This is a genomic window from Gilliamella sp. B2911, assembly GCF_026536965.1.
GTDB classification, from domain to species: Bacteria; Pseudomonadota; Gammaproteobacteria; order Enterobacterales; family Orbaceae; genus Gilliamella; species Gilliamella apicola_E.
Map to the genome: position 1 here is coordinate 36,291 of NZ_JAFNNA010000005.1, position 20,359 is coordinate 56,649.

Below are 20,359 nucleotides of genomic sequence, written 5' to 3' on the forward strand. Positions count from 1 at the left end.
TTGAGTGACAAAATAACTACAATAATTGTTTTAAATCATATCAGTATGAGTGGTTATCAAAATGAAAAAATTAAGCTGCATAATCTCACTATTATCAATGTTTCCTTTAGGGTATACTCATATTGCGTCAGCAGATCCTACTTCATTAGGCGTCGGTTTGGGTTGGTCTAACTCACCATATAAAAATTATAGTTCAAGTTACTATCCGGTTCCTCATATTGATTATGATAATGGCTATTTTTTTATTGATGATCTATCAGCTGGTATTTACGCTTTTAACAACGATAATCAAAGTTTATCATTTGGCGTTCGTTATCTTGCTAATGAATTTAAACCTCATGATTCTGACAATCATAAGTTAAGACAACTTAATAGTCGTCATTCCACTGTGTTAGCTGAAATTGATTATGATATCACCACTAATTGGGGTATTTTTTCAAGTAGTATTGGCGCTGATATGCTCAATAATAGTAATGGAATCTTAGTTAATGCCGACTATACTGTTCCTTATATACAAGGTAATTTAATTATCGCACCTACTATTGGTATAAACTGGGCTGATGGTAAACATAATGACTATTATTATGGTGTATCTCATAAAGAATCTTCACGTTCAGGATTACGCTATTTCAATGCAGATAGTTCTTTTACACCTTACTTTGAAATCGGTGCGCAATATTCTTTAACAGATAATATCGCTACTTTTGGCGGAATTCATATTGATAAACTGACTGGTGATGCAGCTGACAGCCCTATGGTTGATGATAGTACGATAACATCCATTTATATGGGCTTATCTTATAAATTTTAATACTTTTATTAAATCTTATTAATAATACTTTATTTTCTGTGAAAATCTTATTTTAATTATTTTAATTAAATAATTTTCATGAATTAATTTTTGGAAAAATTACACTATGCTTTGGTTTAAAAACACAATTATCTATCAACTTAATAATGATAATTTACTGGATAAACAGACTATTGAAAATGCACTCAAATCTGCTTTATTTTCTCCTTGTGGTAATTTAGATACCACCAAAATGGGTTGGGTATCCCCTTACGATGATAACAATTTGGATGATTTTATTATTGATATGCAAGGACATTTATTATTAAAAATAAAGAAAGAAACTAAAATTTTACCTGCACCTGTCATCAAACAAGCCTTAAATGAGAAGATTGACAAGCAAGAGAAGGCATTAAGCCGTAAACTTAGTAAAAATGAAAAAGCGACATTAAAAGATGAAGTGATGATCGATTTAATGCCTAGAGCATTTAGCAAATATAACTATTATTGGTTATGGATCGACATTGAAAATAAAAGGATTATTATCGATTGCAGTAGTTTTAAACTTGCTGAAGATATTCTAGCGATTTTACGGAAAGAACTTGGAGCATTAGCATTAACGCCTCTTTCCATCGAAAAACCGCTTGAAAAGATTATGACAACTTGGGTTAGAGAAAAACTTAGTTTTCCTCCTTTTATATTGGGTGATGAAGCAGAATTAAAAGATCCACTTGAGGGTAATGGGATTATCAGTTGTAAAAATCAAGATATTACAAGTGATGAAATGTTAGTTCATTTAGATTCTGGTAAATGGGTCACCAAACTTAAAATCATTGATGAACGTGGAATCAATTTTATTATTAATCCTGACTTAACATTGAAAAGAATTAAATTTGATTCTGTTATTTTAGATGAAAATGAAGATATTGGATCTGATGAATTTGATAAACGTTTAGAAGCTGATTTCTATATTATGGCTAACACATTATCAAACTCAATTAACGATTTATATATTATTATAAATAAGATTGTTTAATTTTTTTACAATATATTATCAATTATTCTAGATCCGAATAATAATTGTGCTATAATACGTAATAGATTATGTGTAACATAATTGGTCATTAAGTATAAAACACCGTAAAAATTAAGTAAAATTAAACAATAAAAGCAAATTAAACAACGTCTATTACAACAAATAAGTTGAGGCAAAAAAATGAAAAAAACAACTCTAGCTCTAGCAATGGCTGTTGCAAGTTTAACCGCTACTGCCGCTAACGCTGCATATGAAGACAATACTTTTTATGTAGGTGCTAAATTAGGTTGGTCAGAACTTTATAATTTAGACGCAAATAAAGTTCGTGGTTATGATAAAGATGAAGCTGGTATTAAAACTTCTAATAGAAGTAATGTTGCTGGCGGTGCTTTCCTTGGTTTCCAAGCTAATCCTTACTTAGCTTTTGAATTAGGTTATGATTGGTTAGGTTCTGCAAAATATAAAAGAACTTATCTTGGTGATCATTCTAACGCTGGTAATAGTAAAGTTTCAGCACAAGGCGTTTCTTTAACTGGTAAATTAAGTTACCCACTATCATTCATTTCTGACGATTTAGATATTTATGGTCGTGCAGGTGGAATGGTAACTATTGCTAAATGGAAAAATAGTGGTGATATCAAAGAAGCTTACGGCCGTGGTAAAACAAAAACTGATTTATCACCAGTTTATGCTTTAGGTCTTGATTATCGTCTTAACGAAGATTTCTCTACTCGTTTAGAATACCAATATGTTCAACATATTCATACTAAAACTCACGCATCTCCAGATGCAGGAACTGTAAGCTTAGGTATTACTTACCGTTTAGGTTCTCCATCTGTTGCAGCTCCAGTTGAAATCAAAACTGAAGTAAATCGTTATGTTTTAAATGAAGATGTGCTATTTGCTTATGCAAAATCTGATTTAAAAGCAGAAGGTCGTCAAGCACTTGATAATTTATTAACAACTCTTGTTAAAATTAACCCAACTCAAAGTGCTATCGTAGTAATTGGTCACACTGACCGTATCGGTTCAGATAGCTATAACCAAAAACTATCAGAACGTCGTGCACACACTGTATTGAACTATTTAGTTCAAAAAGGTGTTCCAGCTGAAATCATCACTTCACGCGGTATGGGTAAAGCACAACCAGTTACTGGTAATAAATGTAATGCACTTCGTGGCGCTGACTTAAAAGCATGTTTAGCACCAGATCGTCGTGTTGAAATTGAAGTTAAAGCACGTAACGTGCAAGAAGTCCAAGTAATTGATCAAACAAAATAGTTTTTGTTATTAATTACACCTTTGAACCCAGCTTCGGCTGGGTTTTTTCATTTATATGTTAATAATTAAATTATATCTTGCTTGAACCCTACAAATTATCCACAAAAAAGATTATAATTATTCCAGTATTGTTAGTATCCCAATTAAAGGAGTAGCCATGTCTACCTCGATTTGGCAAGATTGTCTTTCTCAATTACAAGAAGCGCTTCCTACAACAGAATTCAATTTATGGATTCGACCGTTACAAGTGGAAATGGTTGAGAATAAACTTTATATTTATGCTCCAAACAGATTTGTATTAGATTGGGTTAAAAATAAATATTTAACGACTATTTCGCAATTATTGAATAATTTACTGGGTAATGATTCACTAAAATTATATTTGGAAGTTGGTTCAACTTTATCTGTAGAAAAAAAATCTAAAATTAATAAATCTGATGTTGTACCTTCTTGGAAAACAACAAAAGAGAATAATAATAATCACACTTATTATTCAGGTATTAATCATAAGCATACTTTCAACAGCTTTGTTGAAGGTAAATCTAATCAACTTGCTGTTGCAGCAGCTAAACAAGTAGCTGAAAATCCAGGAAAAGCTTACAACCCTCTTTTTTTATATGGCTCAACAGGTTTAGGAAAAACTCACTTGTTACATGCTGTTGGTAATGAAATTATGGCAGGTAAAGCTAACGCTAAAGTTGTTTATATGCATTCAGAACGCTTTGTTCAAGACATGGTCAAAGCTTTACAAAATAATGCTATTGAAGAGTTTAAAAACTATTATCGATCTGTTGACGCTCTCCTTATTGATGATATTCAATTTTTTGCAAATAAAGAGCGTTCACAAGAAGAGTTTTTCCATACATTTAATTCATTGTTAGAAGGCAACCAACAAATTATCCTAACCTCGGATCGTTATCCTAAAGAAATTGATGGTGTAGAAGATCGTTTAAAGTCAAGGTTTGGTTGGGGATTAACCATCGCTATAGAACCACCAGAACTTGAAACTCGAGTGGCTATTTTGATGAAAAAAGCAGACGAAAACAAAATAAAATTACCTGAAGAGGTCGCTTTTTTCATTGCTAAACGACTACGATCAAACGTAAGAGAATTAGAAGGTGCACTTAATCGAGTTATTGCCAATGCTAATTTTACAGGCAAATCTATCACCATTGATTTTGTCAAAGATGCTTTAAAAGATTTACTTGCCTTACAAGAAAAATTGATTACTATTGAAAATATTCAAAAAACGGTTGCTGAATATTATAAAATTAAAGTTTCTGACTTATTATCTAAACGCCGTTCTCGTTCTGTCGCAAGACCAAGACAAGTAGCAATGGCGTTAGCGAAAGAGCTAACCAACAAAAGCCTTCCAGAAATAGGTGATGGTTTTGGTGGAAGAGATCATACAACAGTATTACATGCATGTCGGAAGATCGCAGAGTTAAAAGAAGAAAGCAATGACATTAAAGAGGATTATTCCAATTTAATTCGAACATTATCAACTTAAAAAAGAATTAACACTATGAAATTTATTATAGATCGTGAAAAACTTATCAAACCATTGCAACTTGTTAGTGCACCATTAGGTAGCCGACCTACCCTCCCCATTTTAGGTAATTTATTATTGCAGGTGAGTGAAAACACGCTATCCATGACGGGAACAGATTTAGAAATTGAAATGATTTCTCATATTCCCCTAACAGAGCCTAGTGAAGCGGGTGCTACAACTGTTCCAGCTAGAAAGTTTCTTGATATCTGTCGAAATCTTCCTAGTGATGCTCAAATATCGATAAGCGTTGACGATAATCGATTGATTATTCAGTCAGGTCGAAGTAAATTTTCTTTATCTACACTACCTGCATCAGATTTTCCTAATCTAGAAAATTGGCAAAGTGATGTTGAACTTTCTATACCTCAAAAGACTATCAAACGACTTATAGACGCAGTTCAATTCTCAATGGCTAACCAAGATGTAAGATATTATTTAAATGGTATGCTATTTGAAATTGAAGATGGTCTATTAAAAACCGTTGCAACTGATGGTCATCGATTAGCTGTGTGTGCTCAACCTGTTGGTCATGAGATCTCTGAATCCTGTTCAGTCATTTTACCAAGAAAAGGCGTAATTGAACTGGCAAAACTAGTTGGTGATAATGATGAGCTAGTTAATATGCAAATTGGTAACAATAATTTACGTATTAGTCTTGGCGATTTTACTTTTACTTCAAAACTTATTGATGGAAAATTTCCTGATTATAAACGTGTAATGCCTCGTAATCCTGATAAACCACTTGAAGTATCATGTGAAGAACTAAGAAATGCTTTATCTCGTGTTGCGATTCTTTCAAATGAAAAATTTCGCGGCATAAGATTATATGTACATAGCAATCAGATTAAAATTACTGCAAACAATCCCGAACAAGAAGAAGCAGAAGAAGTTATTGATGTAAAATACGAATCTCAAGAGCTTGAAATTGGTTTTAATGTAACGTATTTATTGGACATATTAAACACATTAAAATGCGATAGCGTCCAATTATTATTAACCGATGCAACATCAAGTGTGCAAATTGAAGATATCAACAACCAATCTGCAACTTATGTTGTTATGCCAATGCGCTTATAATTAACGATCATTTAAACTTCCGGCCTCGGCCGGAAACTTTACCGACATGACACTTTCTCAAATCAAAATTTATCACTTTCGAAATATTGATTATGCTGAATTATCATTATCCAAACATTTTAATTATATAGTTGGTGATAATGGTAGCGGAAAAACCAGCCTACTCGAGGCGATTTATATGCTCGGACATGGTCGAGCTTTTAGACATATTCAATCCAATCGAATAATACAACACGAAAAACCAGAGTTAGTATTATTTAGTCAAATTGAATCAGCACAAAAAACTCGAACAATAGGTTTATCAAAAACACGCCATAACGATAATACGATAAAAATTGATGGTGACGAAGGATTTCGGTTGACGGATTTAGCTAAATTATTACCAATTCAACTTATTACGCCTGAAGGATTTGATCTACTTACCGGAGGACCAAAATATCGCCGTGCTTTTATAGATTGGGGGTGTTTTCATCACTATCCTGAATTTGTATCACTTTGGAATAACTTAAAACGCTTCTTTAAACAGCGTAATGCTTTATTAAAACAGTCATCAAACTATAATCAATTATTACCTTGGGATAAAGAGTTAGCACCGATTGCAGAAAAAATCAGCCAGATTAGGGCTAGTTATAGCCAAAATATATTTCCTCAAATTATGCAAACCTGTCATGATTTTCTACCAGAATATCAACTTAATTGCCAATATTATCAGGGCTGGGAGCATGGAGTCAGTTATTCAGATATATTATATAGACAATTTGAAAGAGATAAGTTCATTAATTATACTTCGCTAGGTCCTCATAAAGCAGATTTAAAATTACGAATAGATAATATTCCTGTTGAAGATTTATTATCTCGGGGACAATTAAAATTACTCATGTGTGCATTACGTTTGTCTCAAGGTGAATATTTCTCAGAAACAACAGGCCAATCCTGTATTTACTTAATTGATGACTTTGCTTCAGAGCTTGATAAAAATAAACGTAACTTATTAGCAAAACGATTAAAATCAGCACAATCTCAAGTTTTCATTACAGCGGTTAATCAAGAGCAAATTAGCCATATGATCGATGAAAATGATAAGATTTTTCACATAAATTCTGGTATAATTTCTTAAATATACAAAATGATATAAATAATCAAATAAGTCGAGAAATCCATGTCTAACTCTTATGATTCTTCCAGCATTAAAGTACTTAAAGGACTTGATGCTGTCCGAAAACGCCCAGGTATGTATATTGGTGATACTGATGATGGAACAGGGCTTCACCATATGGTTTTTGAAGTGGTAGATAATGCCATTGATGAAGCATTAGCTGGTTATTGTCACCATATTGAAGTTACAATCCATCCTGATAATTCCGTTTCTGTACGAGATGATGGTCGAGGTATACCTACTGGTATCCATGAAGAAGAAGGTATTTCCGCAGCAGAAGTTATTATGACTGTTTTGCATGCCGGTGGTAAATTTGATGATAATTCATACAAAGTGTCTGGTGGTTTACATGGTGTTGGTGTTTCAGTCGTCAATGCTTTATCCGATAAGTTAGAATTAGTGATTTATCGTGAAGGTAAAATACATAAACAAATTTATCATTTAGGCGTTCCTGAAGAACCGCTAAAAATCATTGGTGAAACAACTGAATCAGGTACATATGTTCGTTTTTGGCCAAGTCCAGAAACTTTTTCTAACATTGAATTTGTGTATGATCATCTGGCAAAAAGATTACGCGAACTATCATTCTTAAATTCAGGTGTTTCAATCAAACTCACCGATGAACGTACAGGTAAAAGTGAACATTACCATTATGAAGGTGGTATTCAAGCTTTCGTAGAATATCTAAATAAAAATAAAAACCCAATTCATCCAAAGATTTTTTATTTTAGTACTGAGAAAGATAATATTGGTGTCGAAGTTGCACTACAATGGAATGACGGTTACCAAGAAAATATCTATTGTTTTACAAATAACATTCCTCAACGTGATGGTGGTACTCACTTGGCTGGTTTCCGTGGCGCTATGACACGTACATTAAATAACTACATGGAAACCGAAGGCTATAGCAAAAAAGCAAAAATTAGTGCTACAGGTGATGATGCTCGAGAAGGGTTAATTGCTGTTGTATCAGTAAAAGTGCCTGATCCTAAATTCTCATCACAAACTAAAGATAAATTGGTGTCATCTGAAGTTAAATCAGCAGTTGAGTCTGTAATGGGCGAAAAACTAGCTGAATATTTACTTGAAAATCCTTCAGATGCAAAAATTGTAGTAGGTAAAATTATCGATGCAGCGAGAGCTCGTGAGGCAGCAAGAAAAGCTCGCGAAATGACACGTCGTAAAGGCGCTTTAGATTTAGGTGGTTTGCCTGGAAAACTTGCTGATTGCCAAGAAAAAGATCCCGCTTTATCTGAACTATACCTAGTGGAAGGGGACTCTGCAGGTGGCTCTGCAAAACAAGGACGAAATCGTAGAAACCAAGCAATTTTACCGTTAAAAGGTAAAATTCTAAATGTTGAAAAAGCTCGTTTTGACAAAATGCTTTCTTCACAAGAAGTAGCAACGTTAATTACTGCTTTAGGTTGTGGCATTGGCCGTGATGAATATAATCCAGATAAAATGCGTTACCATAGCATTATTATTATGACCGATGCCGATGTTGATGGATCGCATATTAGAACATTATTGCTAACATTCTTCTACCGTCAAATGCCTGAGATCATTGAACGAGGTTATGTCTATATTGCTCAACCACCACTATATAAGGTCAAAAAAGGGAAACAAGAGCAATATATTAAAGATGACGATGCAATGACTCAATTCCAAATCGCTTTGGCATTAGAAGATGCATCATTACATGTTAATGACCATGCTCCAGCTTTAGCTGGCGAAGCTTTAGAAAAATTAATTGCCGAATATCAGAAAGTCGAAAAATTAATTACTAAAATGGAACGTCGCTACCCTAAAGCCTTATTATCAGAATTAGTTTATCAAGAAGTATTAGATGAAAATATCTTGAAAGATCAACACAAAGCTGAAAATTGGGCAAAATCTATTGTTGAAAAACTATCTAATAAAGAGCAACACGGTAGTACCTACCTTTATAGTGCGGATTACAACGAAAAAGCAGAATTGTATATACCTGTTATTAAAGTAAGAACTCATGGTGTGGATACTAATTATGCATTAGATCAAGTGTTTATTCATAGTAATGAATATCGAAATATCTGCCATTTAGGATCACAATTGAAAGATTTACTTGAGGAAAGCGCATTTATACAACGTGGTGAGAGAAAACAACCAGTTAGCTCATTTGAAGATGCAGTTGATTGGTTAATTCGTGAATCTCGTCGTGGATTAACTATCCAACGTTATAAAGGTTTAGGTGAAATGAACCCAGAACAATTATGGGAAACAACCATGGATCCAACAAGCCGAAGAATGTTACAAGTAACCATTAAAGATGCCATTGAAGCAGATCAATTGTTTACTACATTAATGGGTGATGAGGTTGAACCTCGTAGATTATTCATTGAAGAAAATGCCTTGAAAGCAGCTAATTTGGATTTCTAATTAATTATCTAATAAAAAACCAGACATTGTGTCTGGTTTTTTTTGCAAATTTATTAAAAATTAAAAAGTAATTTTATGTGATAAATTCCATCTATTAACTTTAATTACTGACAAACAGACCTATTGATTTTTAAGTCTAAAACAGCTTTATTCATCTGCCTAATCATATCTTTAGGACTTTGTGCAATATACACTTTGCCACCTGTCGCATTTGCGATACAGTCTATTTTATGTTCACCTGCAATATCTACTATATTTATCTTCAAACGAGGTTTTTGGGTAGCTATATGATTAGCAAGAGTACAAATATTTGCACGCGTACAATTATCCTCACCATCACTAATTATAAGAATATAATCATCACGTTTTACACCGTCAAGCATTTGGCTGGCTTTTTCTAATCCGCTATAAAGTGGTGTTCCTCCACCACCAGCAGCACTTGGTGTTAATCTATTAATTTTACTTTTCAAAGCACCTCTACTTGAATAATTATAAAAAGGCGTAGTATCGGCTACTGGGCAACCATTAAGTGCCACCAATGAAATATTAATATTTTGCTGTATTTTATCAATACTTGTTAATGCAACTTTTTTACTGGTTGATAAACGAGTGGGTAAACGCGTCATTCGTTTGTCATAATCTATTTTATCTTGCTGAGACATACCTCTCGGATAACCATAGCTTAAATAATTGAAATATTGCCCGACTTCCATTGGTGATTCAGCTAAAGTTACAGTCATCGATAATGAATTATCGAATATTAATGCCATTTTAGATGGATTACTATTTTTGGCTAATTCTTCTTTAGTAATACAATTTGGTGGATTTTTTACTTTTGGCTTTGGTTCAGGTTTAGGTTCAGGCTTAGGCTCAGGATTAGTAATCGGATCTGGAACCGGTTTTGGTTTAACAACAGGTTGAGGTTCAGGAGCTTTAGGCTCTTGTTTTACTTCAGGCTTAGACTCAGGATTAGTAATCGGATCTGGAACCGGTTTTGGTTTAACAACAGGTTGGGGTTCAGGAACGTTAGGTTCTTGCTTTACTTCAGGCTCTGGTTGAGGCTTAATAACTGGTTCTTTTGGTTGTTCAACAGTTGGCTCTACTTTTTTTTCTTCCTTGACAGTTATAGGCTCGACGTTTTTAGATTCTTTAAAAGGATTAAAAAAGTACCATAATAATCCTAAAGCTGCTAATAAAAGTAAGGCTAAAATCAAAGTATACCACCATTTCCAGAAAGGTTTTGGTACTATTACTGGAGCAATTGGTAGTTCGATAGGTTCAAATGTATCGACAATAACCGGCTCATTATTGATTACATAAATATTATTCTTTAGGTTTTTAATTCTCAGTAACCATGAAGAAACTAGAGTTTTTTGTTCATTAGTTAAAGAAATTAATTTTGCTGCTGTTTCAATATCATTGATTCTAGTAGCTAGAGTTTGTTTAATTTCAGATTTATGATATTCGTCAATTATGTCATTAAGTAAGGTGGGTTGCCCTTCAAGATTTGTATACCAACCTATATATTGATTGTCTTCAATTAATTTTGGTGTAGCAAAAATTGAATATGTTCTAGCGGTTAGATGTGGTTTAAGTATTGAAAGTAAAGAGCCATACTGTTCCAGTAACTGCATCTTGTTTAAATTACTTTGTTCAAAAGCTATGCGAGTTATTCTTTGCATTTCTTAACTTAATCCTCATCATTAGCCGGTAATTTGAAAAATTACTCGGTATTTTATTCGCAAATAGGCTTACTAATATTCATATTTGAAACTGCATTATTCATTTGATTAATAAGCTCTGTTGGACTTTTAGCTATATAAACATTTCCCCCCGTTCTTTTTGCAACACAATCTATTTTATGTTGCCCAGCTATATCAACAATATTTATTTTTAAACGTGGTTTTTCTGCTGCAATTTTAGTAGCAAGGGTACAAATATTAGCACGAGTACAATTATCCTCACCATCGCTGATAATTAAAATATAATCATCACGATTAACGCCATCAAGGAGTTTACTCGCCTGTTTAACACCACTGTATAATGGTGTTGCACTGTTATAGTCTAAAGGACGCAATCGTTTAATTTTATTTTTTAGTTTTTCTCTATTTTGATAAGAATAAAATGGTGTTGTTTGTGCTGCCGGACAGCTTGTTAATGTCACAAGTGAAATATCGATATTTTGTTGTATTTTATCAATACTTGTTACTGCAACTTCTTTGCTTTTTGATAAACGATTAGGTAAACGGGTCATCCGCTTTTCATAAGCTTCAGCTTCTTTCCGAGTCATTGAATAAAAATTAGCTTTTAAAAACTTATTAATACTTGCTTGTGACTCCATTAAGGTAATTGTCATGGAAGCTGAATTATCGAAAATCAAAACCATTTTAGGTGCGTCTTTATTATTGAGCACTTCTTCTTTAGGTACACAATCTTTTGCTTTTTCTACTGGTGCAGGTGCAGGTGCAGGTTCAGGAATAGGTTCAGGAACCGGTTCTGGTTTAACTTTAACATCTTCTGGTACCGATTTTATTTCAGGCTCTTTTGGTGGTTCAACTATTGGAGTTGGTTCCGTTTTATGTTCTTCTACATTTTGAGCAATTATTTGCTCAGGTATTTTTTCTTTTCCATATGGACAGAAGAAGTACCAAAGTAAACCAAGCAATCCAATTAAAAATAAGGCAAGCAACAAGAAATACCACCACCGCCAAAATGATTTTGGAGGAACTACCGGTGGTGTTATAGGAGATTTAGGTAAAATAGGTTCTTCAAAAGTATTAACTATAACCGGATCATCGTTGATAACATAAATTGTATTACCCAAACTTTTAATTCTCGGCAACCAGGTTGATATTAAAGTTTGTTCTTCGATTGTTAATGACATCGTTTTAATCGCTAATTCAATGTCATTAATCCGAGTATATAGCGTTTTTTCAATCTGCTTTTTATGTTCCTCGTTTTCAATATTACTAAGTAAGACAGGTTGACCTTCAAGATTACTATACCAACCAACATATTGATTATTATCAATTAACTTAGGAATACCTAAAATTGAAAACGTCCGCTCTGTTAAATTTCTTTTTAACAATGCTAACAAAGAATTATATTGTTCTAACAAAGACGCTTTATTAGGATCACCATTATCAAATATAATTCTTGTTATTCGCTGCATTGTTTCTTTATTTCCCTATGTTCAACAAATTTTTTAGTTAATCAATATCAAATCAAATATTTAACGCTTTTTGTAATCGTTGAAGCTTTTTATTTAACTTATCTAACTCAACTTGTTTTTCAATGTCAGATGCATTTGAATTATTAACTTTATTCATCTGCTGTTCAATGTCTTTAACTTGAGCTTGAAGATCATTACGATTTTTAGCTTTTGCTTTGACCTCATTGGTTAACTGAGTTAACTCAGTTTTTAATTTTTGTAATTGAGCTTGTTTTTGTTTAACACTCAGTGATGTAGAGTTTTTCTGTCTCTCAATAGTTGCGTAAATTTCTCTAAACTGCGCATTAGCTCTTTTCTCGTTTTCTAATATTTGTTCTTTCTTATCAATACGAGCTTGATAATTACCAGAATAATTACAGCTAATTTTGTCCAAAATACCAATGTTTGTATTGGTTGGATCGCACTGTTCTGGCGTTGTTGAACAACCACTCAAAAAAAAGAGCGAGCTTAGTAATAAAATAAGTGAAATCTTTTTCATATTAGCTTACCTTCACTGCTGAGCGTTGCTGAGTAACAAGGTTGACTTGCTTTTCAAGCACAGCAATTTGTTTATGTAATTGGTTAATTTGTTTATCAAGTTTTGAAACGTTTACGCCTGATCGTCGTTCTTGAGCAGAAATTGATATCCAATCTCTTTCAACTTTTTTCATACGAGATAATTTATCTGTTAAATAAGCAATGTTAGCATCAATTTGAGTTAAATCACGTTTAGCTTCGGTTTTATTCACTGTTTGTGACTTAATTTGATTATTTAATGTTTTAAGTGTTGCTAAATTTTTATCTAATACAGTTTTAGCTGTTTCTGTTACAGCTTGAACTTCATAAGTATTTTGCTGAACATCTTGAATATAAACATCAAGTCGCATTTCGGCATCAGCGTATTCTGCACGTTTAGTATCAAGATAGTAATTTGCACCCATCATTACACCACAACCCACTGCAGCTGACGCAATACAAGTACCTGCTTTACCACCTAATAAAAAACATCCAACACCAGCTACACCTGCACCTACAGCGCAAGACTGCCATGCTGATTTACTAAAGAACTTAGCACTATTACTTTTAGTTAAGGTAGGATCTACACCTTTAGTTCTTGCCCCACCCGAATTCTGACAACCAGTTAAAACCATTGAGATACATAAGGTTATCGTTACTATTAGTTTATTCATTATTTTTTCCCTTTTATTTCATTACATGTTTGAAGCCAAGTGGAACGCTCGATCTTCCCTGATTCAATATATTGATTAATATGTTTGAAATAGAGTTTTAAATAATCACTCATATTAGCCTTACCACTATTTTCTAAAATAAATTGTGTGGGTTTAGATTGATTATTAATCGTGTCTATTTCATAATTTGTAGCAGTATTTACAATCGTATCAGAATAATATTTTAGTATAAAATCACGCGCCTTTTTAGATTCATCTAGGACATTTTTTAAATTATTTAATTTCACTTTCGAGCACATATTTTCATCATCTAAAGAATCTATTTCGTTTGGATCACAGATTTCTTCAGTCATTGTTTCATACAGATTATTATTATATTCAAATTTATCATTCAAATCTGATACATTAGCACAGAGGAAAGCACCTAATTGTAGTGCTGATTGAATCGAGCGGTCTCTTTGTTCATCTCGCGCTTGATTAGCGCTGCGTAATAAGGCATTTAGTTGATTCAATTCCTTTTTAGTTTTTTCATCATCAACTTGTTTAGTGATTTTTTCAAGTTCATTGACAACATTCTCATTCTTCGAAATGCCAGCACCATTACCTAATTCGTTCCATTCTTGATCGAGCTGTTTTACCAGATCATTCGACTGAATAACTTCACTTGTATAAACTAAACGAAAACCAACATCTTTGCTTTTATATGCACTTTGAGCATCATAATAAGGTTTTTCCGTTCTAATAGCTGTTGTCATTGAGGATTCAGGGGTTAAATAACTGCCTCCTCGAACAATCATACCGCCTTGTTGTCCATGGTAACGATCAAGCTTATTCATACGGAATGAATCAAACATCATTTCACTTGCATTACCCAAAATGTCATAGATATCAAGAGGGTTAGGTTCTAATCGCCCAATAAGCTGCAATTTACCATTTGCTGATTTAGCACCTGAGAACCAAGCATAATTTTCTAAGTTATTAGTCATAGGAAATCTTGATTCTCTAAATTCCGATTCCGTAACTTTAGACCCACCTCGTGCTGCATATTCCCATTCAGTATTACTGGGTAATCGAACATAACCTTTAGGTACATCAATTGATTTAACTGTAGATTGATTAAGTAACCATCGATTATATTTATCAGTAAAAGCAACGGCATCAAACCAACTAACTTCAGTAATTGGGAAAATAAGATTAGGTTTAGTGGTTGGACAAGTATCATTCATAACAGCTTGATATTGAAGCGCAGTAATTTCATATTTACCAATAAGAAAATACCTTTCCTTACCAGCATCGGAAAAACTACCAGATATATAATTAGGAGTCGCATACTCAGCAAAACCTAATTCTTTATTATTACTACCTAAAACAATTTTGACATCATCTAGTAGTTTACGTGTTGGTGTAAAAACTTTTTTCATCACCAAACTGCCTTCACATGGCATAGGTAAAATAACGTCATCATTTGAAGGTTTGGGATTATAAAATTTACTATCCCATGGTTCAGCATAACTTATACTCGAAATTAAACCTAATCCAATTGCCAAGAAAACTGGTCTAAAATTACGCTTCGCGTAGGCTTTCTGCTGGTTGAATACTAATAGCACCTCGTCCTCCTATCGCAACAACAACAAATGATATAAATAACGTTAATACAAATGCGATAATAAAATGATAAAATTGTAATTGACTTACAATTGGTTGTGAAACTAAATTTTTACCTAAGACCAGATTAAATGTACAATTCCCTAATAAAAAAAGTAAACATGAAACAATAAAAGCTAAACAACTTAATGCCATCGCTTGAGTAAGCAAATAAAACATCACTTCCTTAGACTTAAATCCGATAAGTCTCATAAAAGCAATATCTTTACGCTTTCGCTCAATATTAGATAAAAATGAACCACTAAAGGATAATATACAACCAAAAATTGCGGTAATAGCAATCACGCTGAAAATAAAACTAAGTACCTTATCAATTGCTTGCATATTTTCAATTGCATTTGCTTGTGTTCGAGTTTCTATATTTTTTTCACGTAATTTCAATGATAAAGGCGCAACATTATCAAGAGAATTGGCATAAATTCGCGCTCTGGCAAATGAATCAGGATAAGTAGAATTAGCCAAACCGGTTCCGGTTGAAAAAATTTCACTTTGAAAACCATCGTAAAAATGTTCCATTTCAATTAAAAGGTCTAAACTTACAAAGCCGGCTGCACGTCCATAATAAGTTTCAGGCACAATGCCAATAACCTCCAATTCCGTCATACCTTTTTCAATTTTGCCATCCAGTTGCCTTGTGATTACCATTTTTACTCGGCTTCCTATTTTTGCTTGCATTTTTTCAGCAGCTAGAGCGCTCAATAAAACTTGATTTTCTTGACTAATCAATGGCATATTTTGGGTTATCGGATCACCTTTTGCTGTTGGAACAACTTCAACATTATTAACAAAATGTCCAGAATCTTTAAACATATCTGCTTGGGTATTCAATGAACGTGTAAGAGGAATAACAAATGCAGTTTCAGGTTGGTTTTTAATCCAATCAAACATTGACTGATCAAATTGTAAATTACCAACAATTTTTACTTCTAAATTTTGTGGATCATTAAGTAATTGATGGCGTAGCTGTGCAACAACACCATATTTTAAACTAAACAAAAGTAACAAGGGTGTAATAACTGATATTATTGAGGCAATAATACAAAATGATACTTTCTTGTCATACCATAAATCGGCCAATGATAATCGAGAAATAAACCGCCACTTTGATGTTACTTTATCCATATTTTACACCTTACTTTATAACGGACGGTAAAAATTCTGACGATTGCATAGATGTTAATTTTGCCGATAAAGTGAACAACCCTTTATTTTCAATTCGTTGCCAATCATGTGTAACAATCATTGCAGCAATATTATCTTGTTGAGCTTGTTCTATTATTAAATCAAATAACAAATTTGCATTATAAGGATCAAGAGCAGAGGTTGGCTCGTCAGCTAATAATAACGCGGGTTTATGAATAATAGATCGAATAAAAGATGCCCGTTGCCTTTCACCTATAGATAGTTGTTTCGGATATTTATTCAATAAATGAGCAATATTAAGTTTATCAACCAAATAGTCAAATCGATTAGAATCAACAGGTTTTCGCAATACTTTAGCTGATAACAAAATATTATTTTTAATATTTAAAAATGGTAATAATCCACCTGTTTGTAACATAAAACCCAAATATTGCGCTCGAATATTGGCTAATTGATTAATATTATTCTGATGAATCACATTAGCAATGTCATAAGTTTCATTATCAACCATAAGATTATAACAATCGACTTCATCTGGCTTAAGAATCAAGCCTATCATCTCAAGTAAAGTACTTTTACCGCAACCACTATCACCTTTAATGACAACCACTTGCCCTGCTTTCACCGAAAGCTCAGGTAAACAAACCTTAAAAAAAGATTTACCGATCGGTCTAGAAATCACCAAATTATTTATAGTTAACATATTTTATGGCAACATTTCTAATGGAATCGGGTAAACGTTTTCTCTAGGGTCACTACCTTCAGATAGTGATATCCAACGATCAACATCAGCATTACATTTTTGGTAATAACGTACTTTACTATTTAGATTACGTATGAATTTTTCTTGTTCAATCCCACTCATACTTTTCCATGTCTCTTGATCAAGACTAGTTACATCACTTTTATACGGAATATTATCTAAATATTCACCTAATAGTCCTAAATCAGCAATTTTTGTGACTGAATCTGATTTTAATTTACTTGGATCTTGCCCCATCGCAGCAGCAACAGAACGTAATTGTGAGAACATATCATCGGCAGAAATTAACCCATCATTAGCAGCATTAGCGATTTTAGTTACAATATCGCTTAAATCACTTAATTGTGATTTAGTTAGTAAAATTCTAGGTTCTGCTGTTGGGATTGTCGGTTTAACAAAGTCTTTATCAGCTATCCAGGCTTTAAAAACTGACGGAGCCTTAGTTCCGTTAGTATCACCTAAATAAGCAAGCTGCATTGCTTTACCTAATAGTAAAGCATCTTTTAACATATTAGAGTCATTATCATCTTTGGCATTAAGGGCATTACCAACTGAAGACTCACCTTTATAGGCTAATTTAACTTGCTCTGATAATGCTTGAGCCAATGAATCTACTTTTTTACCAAACTCATTTACATCACCAGCATTAACAGGATAATAAAGTGACTTATGAATAAAATCGTTATAGGTCAAATCAGAATATTGCTTTTCGGCCACTTGATGATCTTTTTCACCACTTGGCGTTTTTAAATGTAAAGCATAAATTGCAACACCTTTATGCTGTGCTTCAAGTCGTAATTGAGCAGCATCCATACCTGTACTTGAAAGCTTATCATCGCCAGGAATAGCGCTTGCATCAGTAATTAGAATCATATATCGAGCGCCAAAATTATTCCAATTAATATCATTTAACGCTTGTGCAACACCCGCGTAAGAGTCCTCAGCAAAATAAGTTGTTGAGACCGTGGCTTGTTTAAGAGAAGCACTAAGTTTTTTGAATTCTTCCTTATTTTTTACTTGATTTGGATCTACAAATATCTTACTGACAAACTCCAATTTATCCGAAGCTTTTAAGCTTGAACGAAAAGATACCAATCCAAATTTAACCTGATCTTGTAACTGCTCTTTTTCAATACGCTGATAAACTCGTTCAACAGCCTCTTTTGTTCTCGATATATAAGGATCCATCGAAATCGTTGAATCAATAACAAACACAATTGCAGCTTTAAATGGAGCAACTTGGTTAGTATTATCATCCGAAGATGAGGTAGATGGTTTATTATTACTTTTAACCACCGCTTGTTGTTTACTAACTGAAGCCACCTCTAAAATTCGTTCATAAAAACCTTGCCCATTCATTACCTCTTCACCTTGTAAAATCGGTAATAAATAAAAATTATTCTTGAAATCAACAAATTCCTTAGGTTCTTGAGCCAGAATCAGTGGTACGGCTTTATTCTCTTTTAGTGCGTCTCGAATGGGTTTTAATAACGTTTCAGGATTATCCGCATCAACAATTGAGGATAATGAGGCTTTATCTTTAAAAAATAACAGCGGGTCACGATCAACTGGATTTGTGAACACTAACGTCAATTGCATATTCCACTCAACCGCACATGAATTATTAATCCAACCAACTGTATTACCGTAAGAATCTGGACCAACATTCAACCATTCTTGATTATTCTCATTTTTACGTTCATAGACATAATAACGAGAAAACGCAGGTACTGATTGGCCTGTAGCATCATTAATGTTCTTCTTCAATTCACACGTCGGAGTACTAAGAACTCGCTGATAAAGTGTTGTTTTACCTGCTTGCTTTAATGGTTCTAAAGCTGACGTAACTAAAGGTAAACAAGTAAGAATAAATCCGATAATCAATATTGAAATTAATGTTTTTTTCATACCTGCACCTTATTATTTTTGCAATTCAGCTAGGCGTTCTTTAGCTAAAACGTTATTAGGATCATTATTCAATGATGTTTCATACCAATAAATTGCGGTACCTTTATCAATTTTAAAGCACTGATTATCTTGATAAAATTTTTCATCATATTCTTTAGCATAAAGTAAAGCAATTTTAGCATTCAGCAAAGACTGATTAGCATATAAACGCTGAGCGATATTACATTTATTGGCTTGTTTTGCTTGATTTATTATCTCAATTATTGTGTCCGTATCAGGTTTTGACTGTAAACACTGTTGAATAAAAGATAAATCATTACTGTTTGCATTTGTAACGTCACACTGACTATTCATTGTCGCAGTCAAAGGACTCTTATCTTTTGAAAAGAAGAAATACCATGCCGCTACACTTAGACCAGCTAAAACTAATAATGTGATAAAAATTAGGATAATTAATCCCTTTTTACTTTTTGACTTAACTGGTTGTGGAGTAGAAACATCTTCTGGTGTAATCGCAGGTTCAGGTTCAGGCTCAGGAGCTGCTTCTATTTCAACTTCAGGCTCGGCAATTACCTGATTTTCTTCTTCAGCAACAGGCAATTCAGTTTGAGGAACATCAGATTCTGAAGGTGCTTTAGAATCTGATTCAGTAAAATTCGAAACAATCTCATCAGGCTCAATTTTATCTTCTTCTATAGCATCAGATTGTTGAGTATTTAGAGCAGATGACGGAAATACTGTTTCACCAATATTAACAACACCACTATCGATATAGCTTTCATTTTGCTTATCACGGATCTGAATAAGAAATCTAACACGGTTTTCTTGAGACAATAATGAGTCAACTAACCACTCATCAACTTGGCCAGTTAATTGCTCATTATCTACCGACATATTAGTTAATGTATGCCAATTTTTTTCTGGTCCCCACTGATTAAGACCTGATAAATAATAACCATCCTGGTTACGTTGAATAAGCATATCAATATCGGCACTACCATTCCATTTTTGTGCCAAAAATTTAGCAATACCTGGCTTGTAGCCTTCTAATTCAATTTTTAATGCCATGATATCCTCTATTTCACAATTATAATTTTATCAATATGGATTGATAAATCTTTCATAATAGAAGGTAGTTTAAGCTACCTTTTTTATAATTATTAAATGATAAC

16 protein-coding genes are annotated in these 20,359 nt (G+C 33.2%); 7 read left to right on the forward strand and 9 right to left on the reverse strand.

The annotated features are described in order from the left end of the window. Window positions 1-61: 61 nt before the first annotated feature. The 7 genes from J3U27_RS05880 (at window position 62) to gyrB (ending at window position 9,307) form a co-directional block, all read left to right on the forward strand. Window positions 62-811: a MipA/OmpV family protein gene (locus J3U27_RS05880; protein WP_081299519.1), complete on the forward strand. Its 750-nt coding sequence runs from the start codon at window positions 62-64 to the stop codon at window positions 809-811. Between the two features lie 106 nt (window positions 812-917). Further along, complete coding sequence (locus tag J3U27_RS05885; RefSeq protein WP_267377054.1) at window positions 918-1,826, forward strand: recombination-associated protein RdgC; 909 nt, start codon at window positions 918-920, stop codon at window positions 1,824-1,826. Window positions 1,827-2,006: 180 nt separating this feature from the next. Then, window positions 2,007-3,107, forward strand: coding sequence for a porin OmpA (ompA, locus tag J3U27_RS05890; protein ID WP_065562884.1), 1,101 nt, complete (start codon window positions 2,007-2,009; stop codon window positions 3,105-3,107). A gap of 157 nt (window positions 3,108-3,264) precedes the next feature. Further along, window positions 3,265-4,617, forward strand: a complete 1,353-nt coding sequence (gene dnaA / locus J3U27_RS05895; protein WP_065562885.1) for a chromosomal replication initiator protein DnaA — start codon at window positions 3,265-3,267, stop codon at window positions 4,615-4,617. A gap of 15 nt (window positions 4,618-4,632) precedes the next feature. Beyond that, a complete protein-coding gene (dnaN, locus tag J3U27_RS05900; RefSeq protein ID WP_065734935.1) occupies window positions 4,633-5,736 on the forward strand; it encodes a DNA polymerase III subunit beta in 1,104 nt (367 codons plus the stop codon). A 46-nt stretch (window positions 5,737-5,782) separates the two neighbouring features. Further along, window positions 5,783-6,853 carry a DNA replication/repair protein RecF gene (gene recF, locus J3U27_RS05905; RefSeq protein WP_267377055.1) on the forward strand — a complete coding sequence of 357 codons (1,071 nt, stop codon included), beginning with the start codon at window positions 5,783-5,785 and terminating at the stop codon, window positions 6,851-6,853. 42 nt (window positions 6,854-6,895) lie between these two features. Further along, window positions 6,896-9,307 (forward strand): DNA topoisomerase (ATP-hydrolyzing) subunit B, encoded by a 2,412-nt coding sequence (gyrB, locus tag J3U27_RS05910; RefSeq protein WP_220225268.1) that lies wholly within the window; start codon window positions 6,896-6,898, stop codon window positions 9,305-9,307. Window positions 9,308-9,411: 104 nt separating this feature from the next. On the opposite strand, the gene J3U27_RS05915 is transcribed toward gyrB, so the two are convergent. Genes J3U27_RS05915 through J3U27_RS05955 form a run of 9 tightly spaced genes read right to left on the reverse strand, consistent with a single transcriptional unit; the run spans window position 9,412 to window position 20,255 of the window. Beyond that, window positions 9,412-10,989 carry a VWA domain-containing protein gene (locus J3U27_RS05915; RefSeq protein ID WP_267377056.1) on the reverse strand — a complete coding sequence of 526 codons (1,578 nt, stop codon included), beginning with the start codon at window positions 10,987-10,989 and terminating at the stop codon, window positions 9,412-9,414. A gap of 53 nt (window positions 10,990-11,042) precedes the next feature. Continuing rightward, complete coding sequence (locus J3U27_RS05920) at window positions 11,043-12,479, reverse strand: VWA domain-containing protein (RefSeq protein ID WP_065734938.1); 1,437 nt, start codon at window positions 12,477-12,479, stop codon at window positions 11,043-11,045. A 52-nt stretch (window positions 12,480-12,531) separates the two neighbouring features. Continuing rightward, on the reverse strand, window positions 12,532-13,017 hold the full coding sequence (locus tag J3U27_RS05925) for a hypothetical protein (protein WP_267353634.1): 486 nt from the start codon (window positions 13,015-13,017) through the stop codon (window positions 12,532-12,534). A 1-nt stretch (window position 13,018) separates the two neighbouring features. Then, entirely contained in the window at window positions 13,019-13,708 is a 690-nt protein-coding gene (locus tag J3U27_RS05930; protein ID WP_065562892.1) for a hypothetical protein, read from the reverse strand. Then, entirely contained in the window at window positions 13,708-15,315 is a 1,608-nt protein-coding gene (locus J3U27_RS05935) for an SUMF1/EgtB/PvdO family nonheme iron enzyme (RefSeq protein ID WP_267337361.1), read from the reverse strand. The genes J3U27_RS05930 and J3U27_RS05935 overlap by 1 nt, the downstream gene beginning before the upstream one ends. Then, window positions 15,272-16,495, reverse strand: coding sequence for an ABC transporter permease (locus tag J3U27_RS05940; protein ID WP_267377057.1), 1,224 nt, complete (start codon window positions 16,493-16,495; stop codon window positions 15,272-15,274). The genes J3U27_RS05935 and J3U27_RS05940 overlap by 44 nt, the downstream gene beginning before the upstream one ends. Before the next feature lie 10 nt (window positions 16,496-16,505). Beyond that, a complete protein-coding gene (locus tag J3U27_RS05945) occupies window positions 16,506-17,219 on the reverse strand; it encodes an ABC transporter ATP-binding protein (protein WP_065734940.1) in 714 nt (237 codons plus the stop codon). A 3-nt stretch (window positions 17,220-17,222) separates the two neighbouring features. Next, entirely contained in the window at window positions 17,223-19,187 is a 1,965-nt protein-coding gene (locus tag J3U27_RS05950; RefSeq protein WP_267377058.1) for a vWA domain-containing protein, read from the reverse strand. Between the two features lie 12 nt (window positions 19,188-19,199). Then, window positions 19,200-20,255, reverse strand: coding sequence for a hypothetical protein (locus J3U27_RS05955; RefSeq protein WP_267377059.1), 1,056 nt, complete (start codon window positions 20,253-20,255; stop codon window positions 19,200-19,202). Window positions 20,256-20,359: the final 104 nt, after the last annotated feature.

What these genes read in the sequence shown, in the direction of transcription:
- J3U27_RS05945 (WP_065734940.1), bottom strand. Translation starts at nt 17,219, where the DNA reads ATGTTAACTATAAATAATTTGGTGATTTCTAGACCGATCGGTAAATCT.
- gyrB (WP_220225268.1), top strand. Translation starts at nt 6,896, where the DNA reads ATGTCTAACTCTTATGATTCTTCCAGCATTAAAGTACTTAAAGGACTT.
- ompA (WP_065562884.1), top strand. Translation starts at nt 2,007, where the DNA reads ATGAAAAAAACAACTCTAGCTCTAGCAATGGCTGTTGCAAGTTTAACC.
- dnaA (WP_065562885.1), top strand. Translation starts at nt 3,265, where the DNA reads ATGTCTACCTCGATTTGGCAAGATTGTCTTTCTCAATTACAAGAAGCG.
- J3U27_RS05940 (WP_267377057.1), bottom strand. Translation starts at nt 16,495, where the DNA reads ATGGATAAAGTAACATCAAAGTGGCGGTTTATTTCTCGATTATCATTG.
- J3U27_RS05920 (WP_065734938.1), bottom strand. Translation starts at nt 12,479, where the DNA reads ATGCAGCGAATAACAAGAATTATATTTGATAATGGTGATCCTAATAAA.
- J3U27_RS05950 (WP_267377058.1), bottom strand. Translation starts at nt 19,187, where the DNA reads ATGAAAAAAACATTAATTTCAATATTGATTATCGGATTTATTCTTACT.
- recF (WP_267377055.1), top strand. Translation starts at nt 5,783, where the DNA reads ATGACACTTTCTCAAATCAAAATTTATCACTTTCGAAATATTGATTAT.
- J3U27_RS05915 (WP_267377056.1), bottom strand. Translation starts at nt 10,989, where the DNA reads ATGCAAAGAATAACTCGCATAGCTTTTGAACAAAGTAATTTAAACAAG.
- J3U27_RS05885 (WP_267377054.1), top strand. Translation starts at nt 918, where the DNA reads ATGCTTTGGTTTAAAAACACAATTATCTATCAACTTAATAATGATAAT.
- J3U27_RS05955 (WP_267377059.1), bottom strand. Translation starts at nt 20,255, where the DNA reads ATGGCATTAAAAATTGAATTAGAAGGCTACAAGCCAGGTATTGCTAAA.
- J3U27_RS05925 (WP_267353634.1), bottom strand. Translation starts at nt 13,017, where the DNA reads ATGAAAAAGATTTCACTTATTTTATTACTAAGCTCGCTCTTTTTTTTG.
- dnaN (WP_065734935.1), top strand. Translation starts at nt 4,633, where the DNA reads ATGAAATTTATTATAGATCGTGAAAAACTTATCAAACCATTGCAACTT.
- J3U27_RS05880 (WP_081299519.1), top strand. Translation starts at nt 62, where the DNA reads ATGAAAAAATTAAGCTGCATAATCTCACTATTATCAATGTTTCCTTTA.
- J3U27_RS05930 (WP_065562892.1), bottom strand. Translation starts at nt 13,708, where the DNA reads ATGAATAAACTAATAGTAACGATAACCTTATGTATCTCAATGGTTTTA.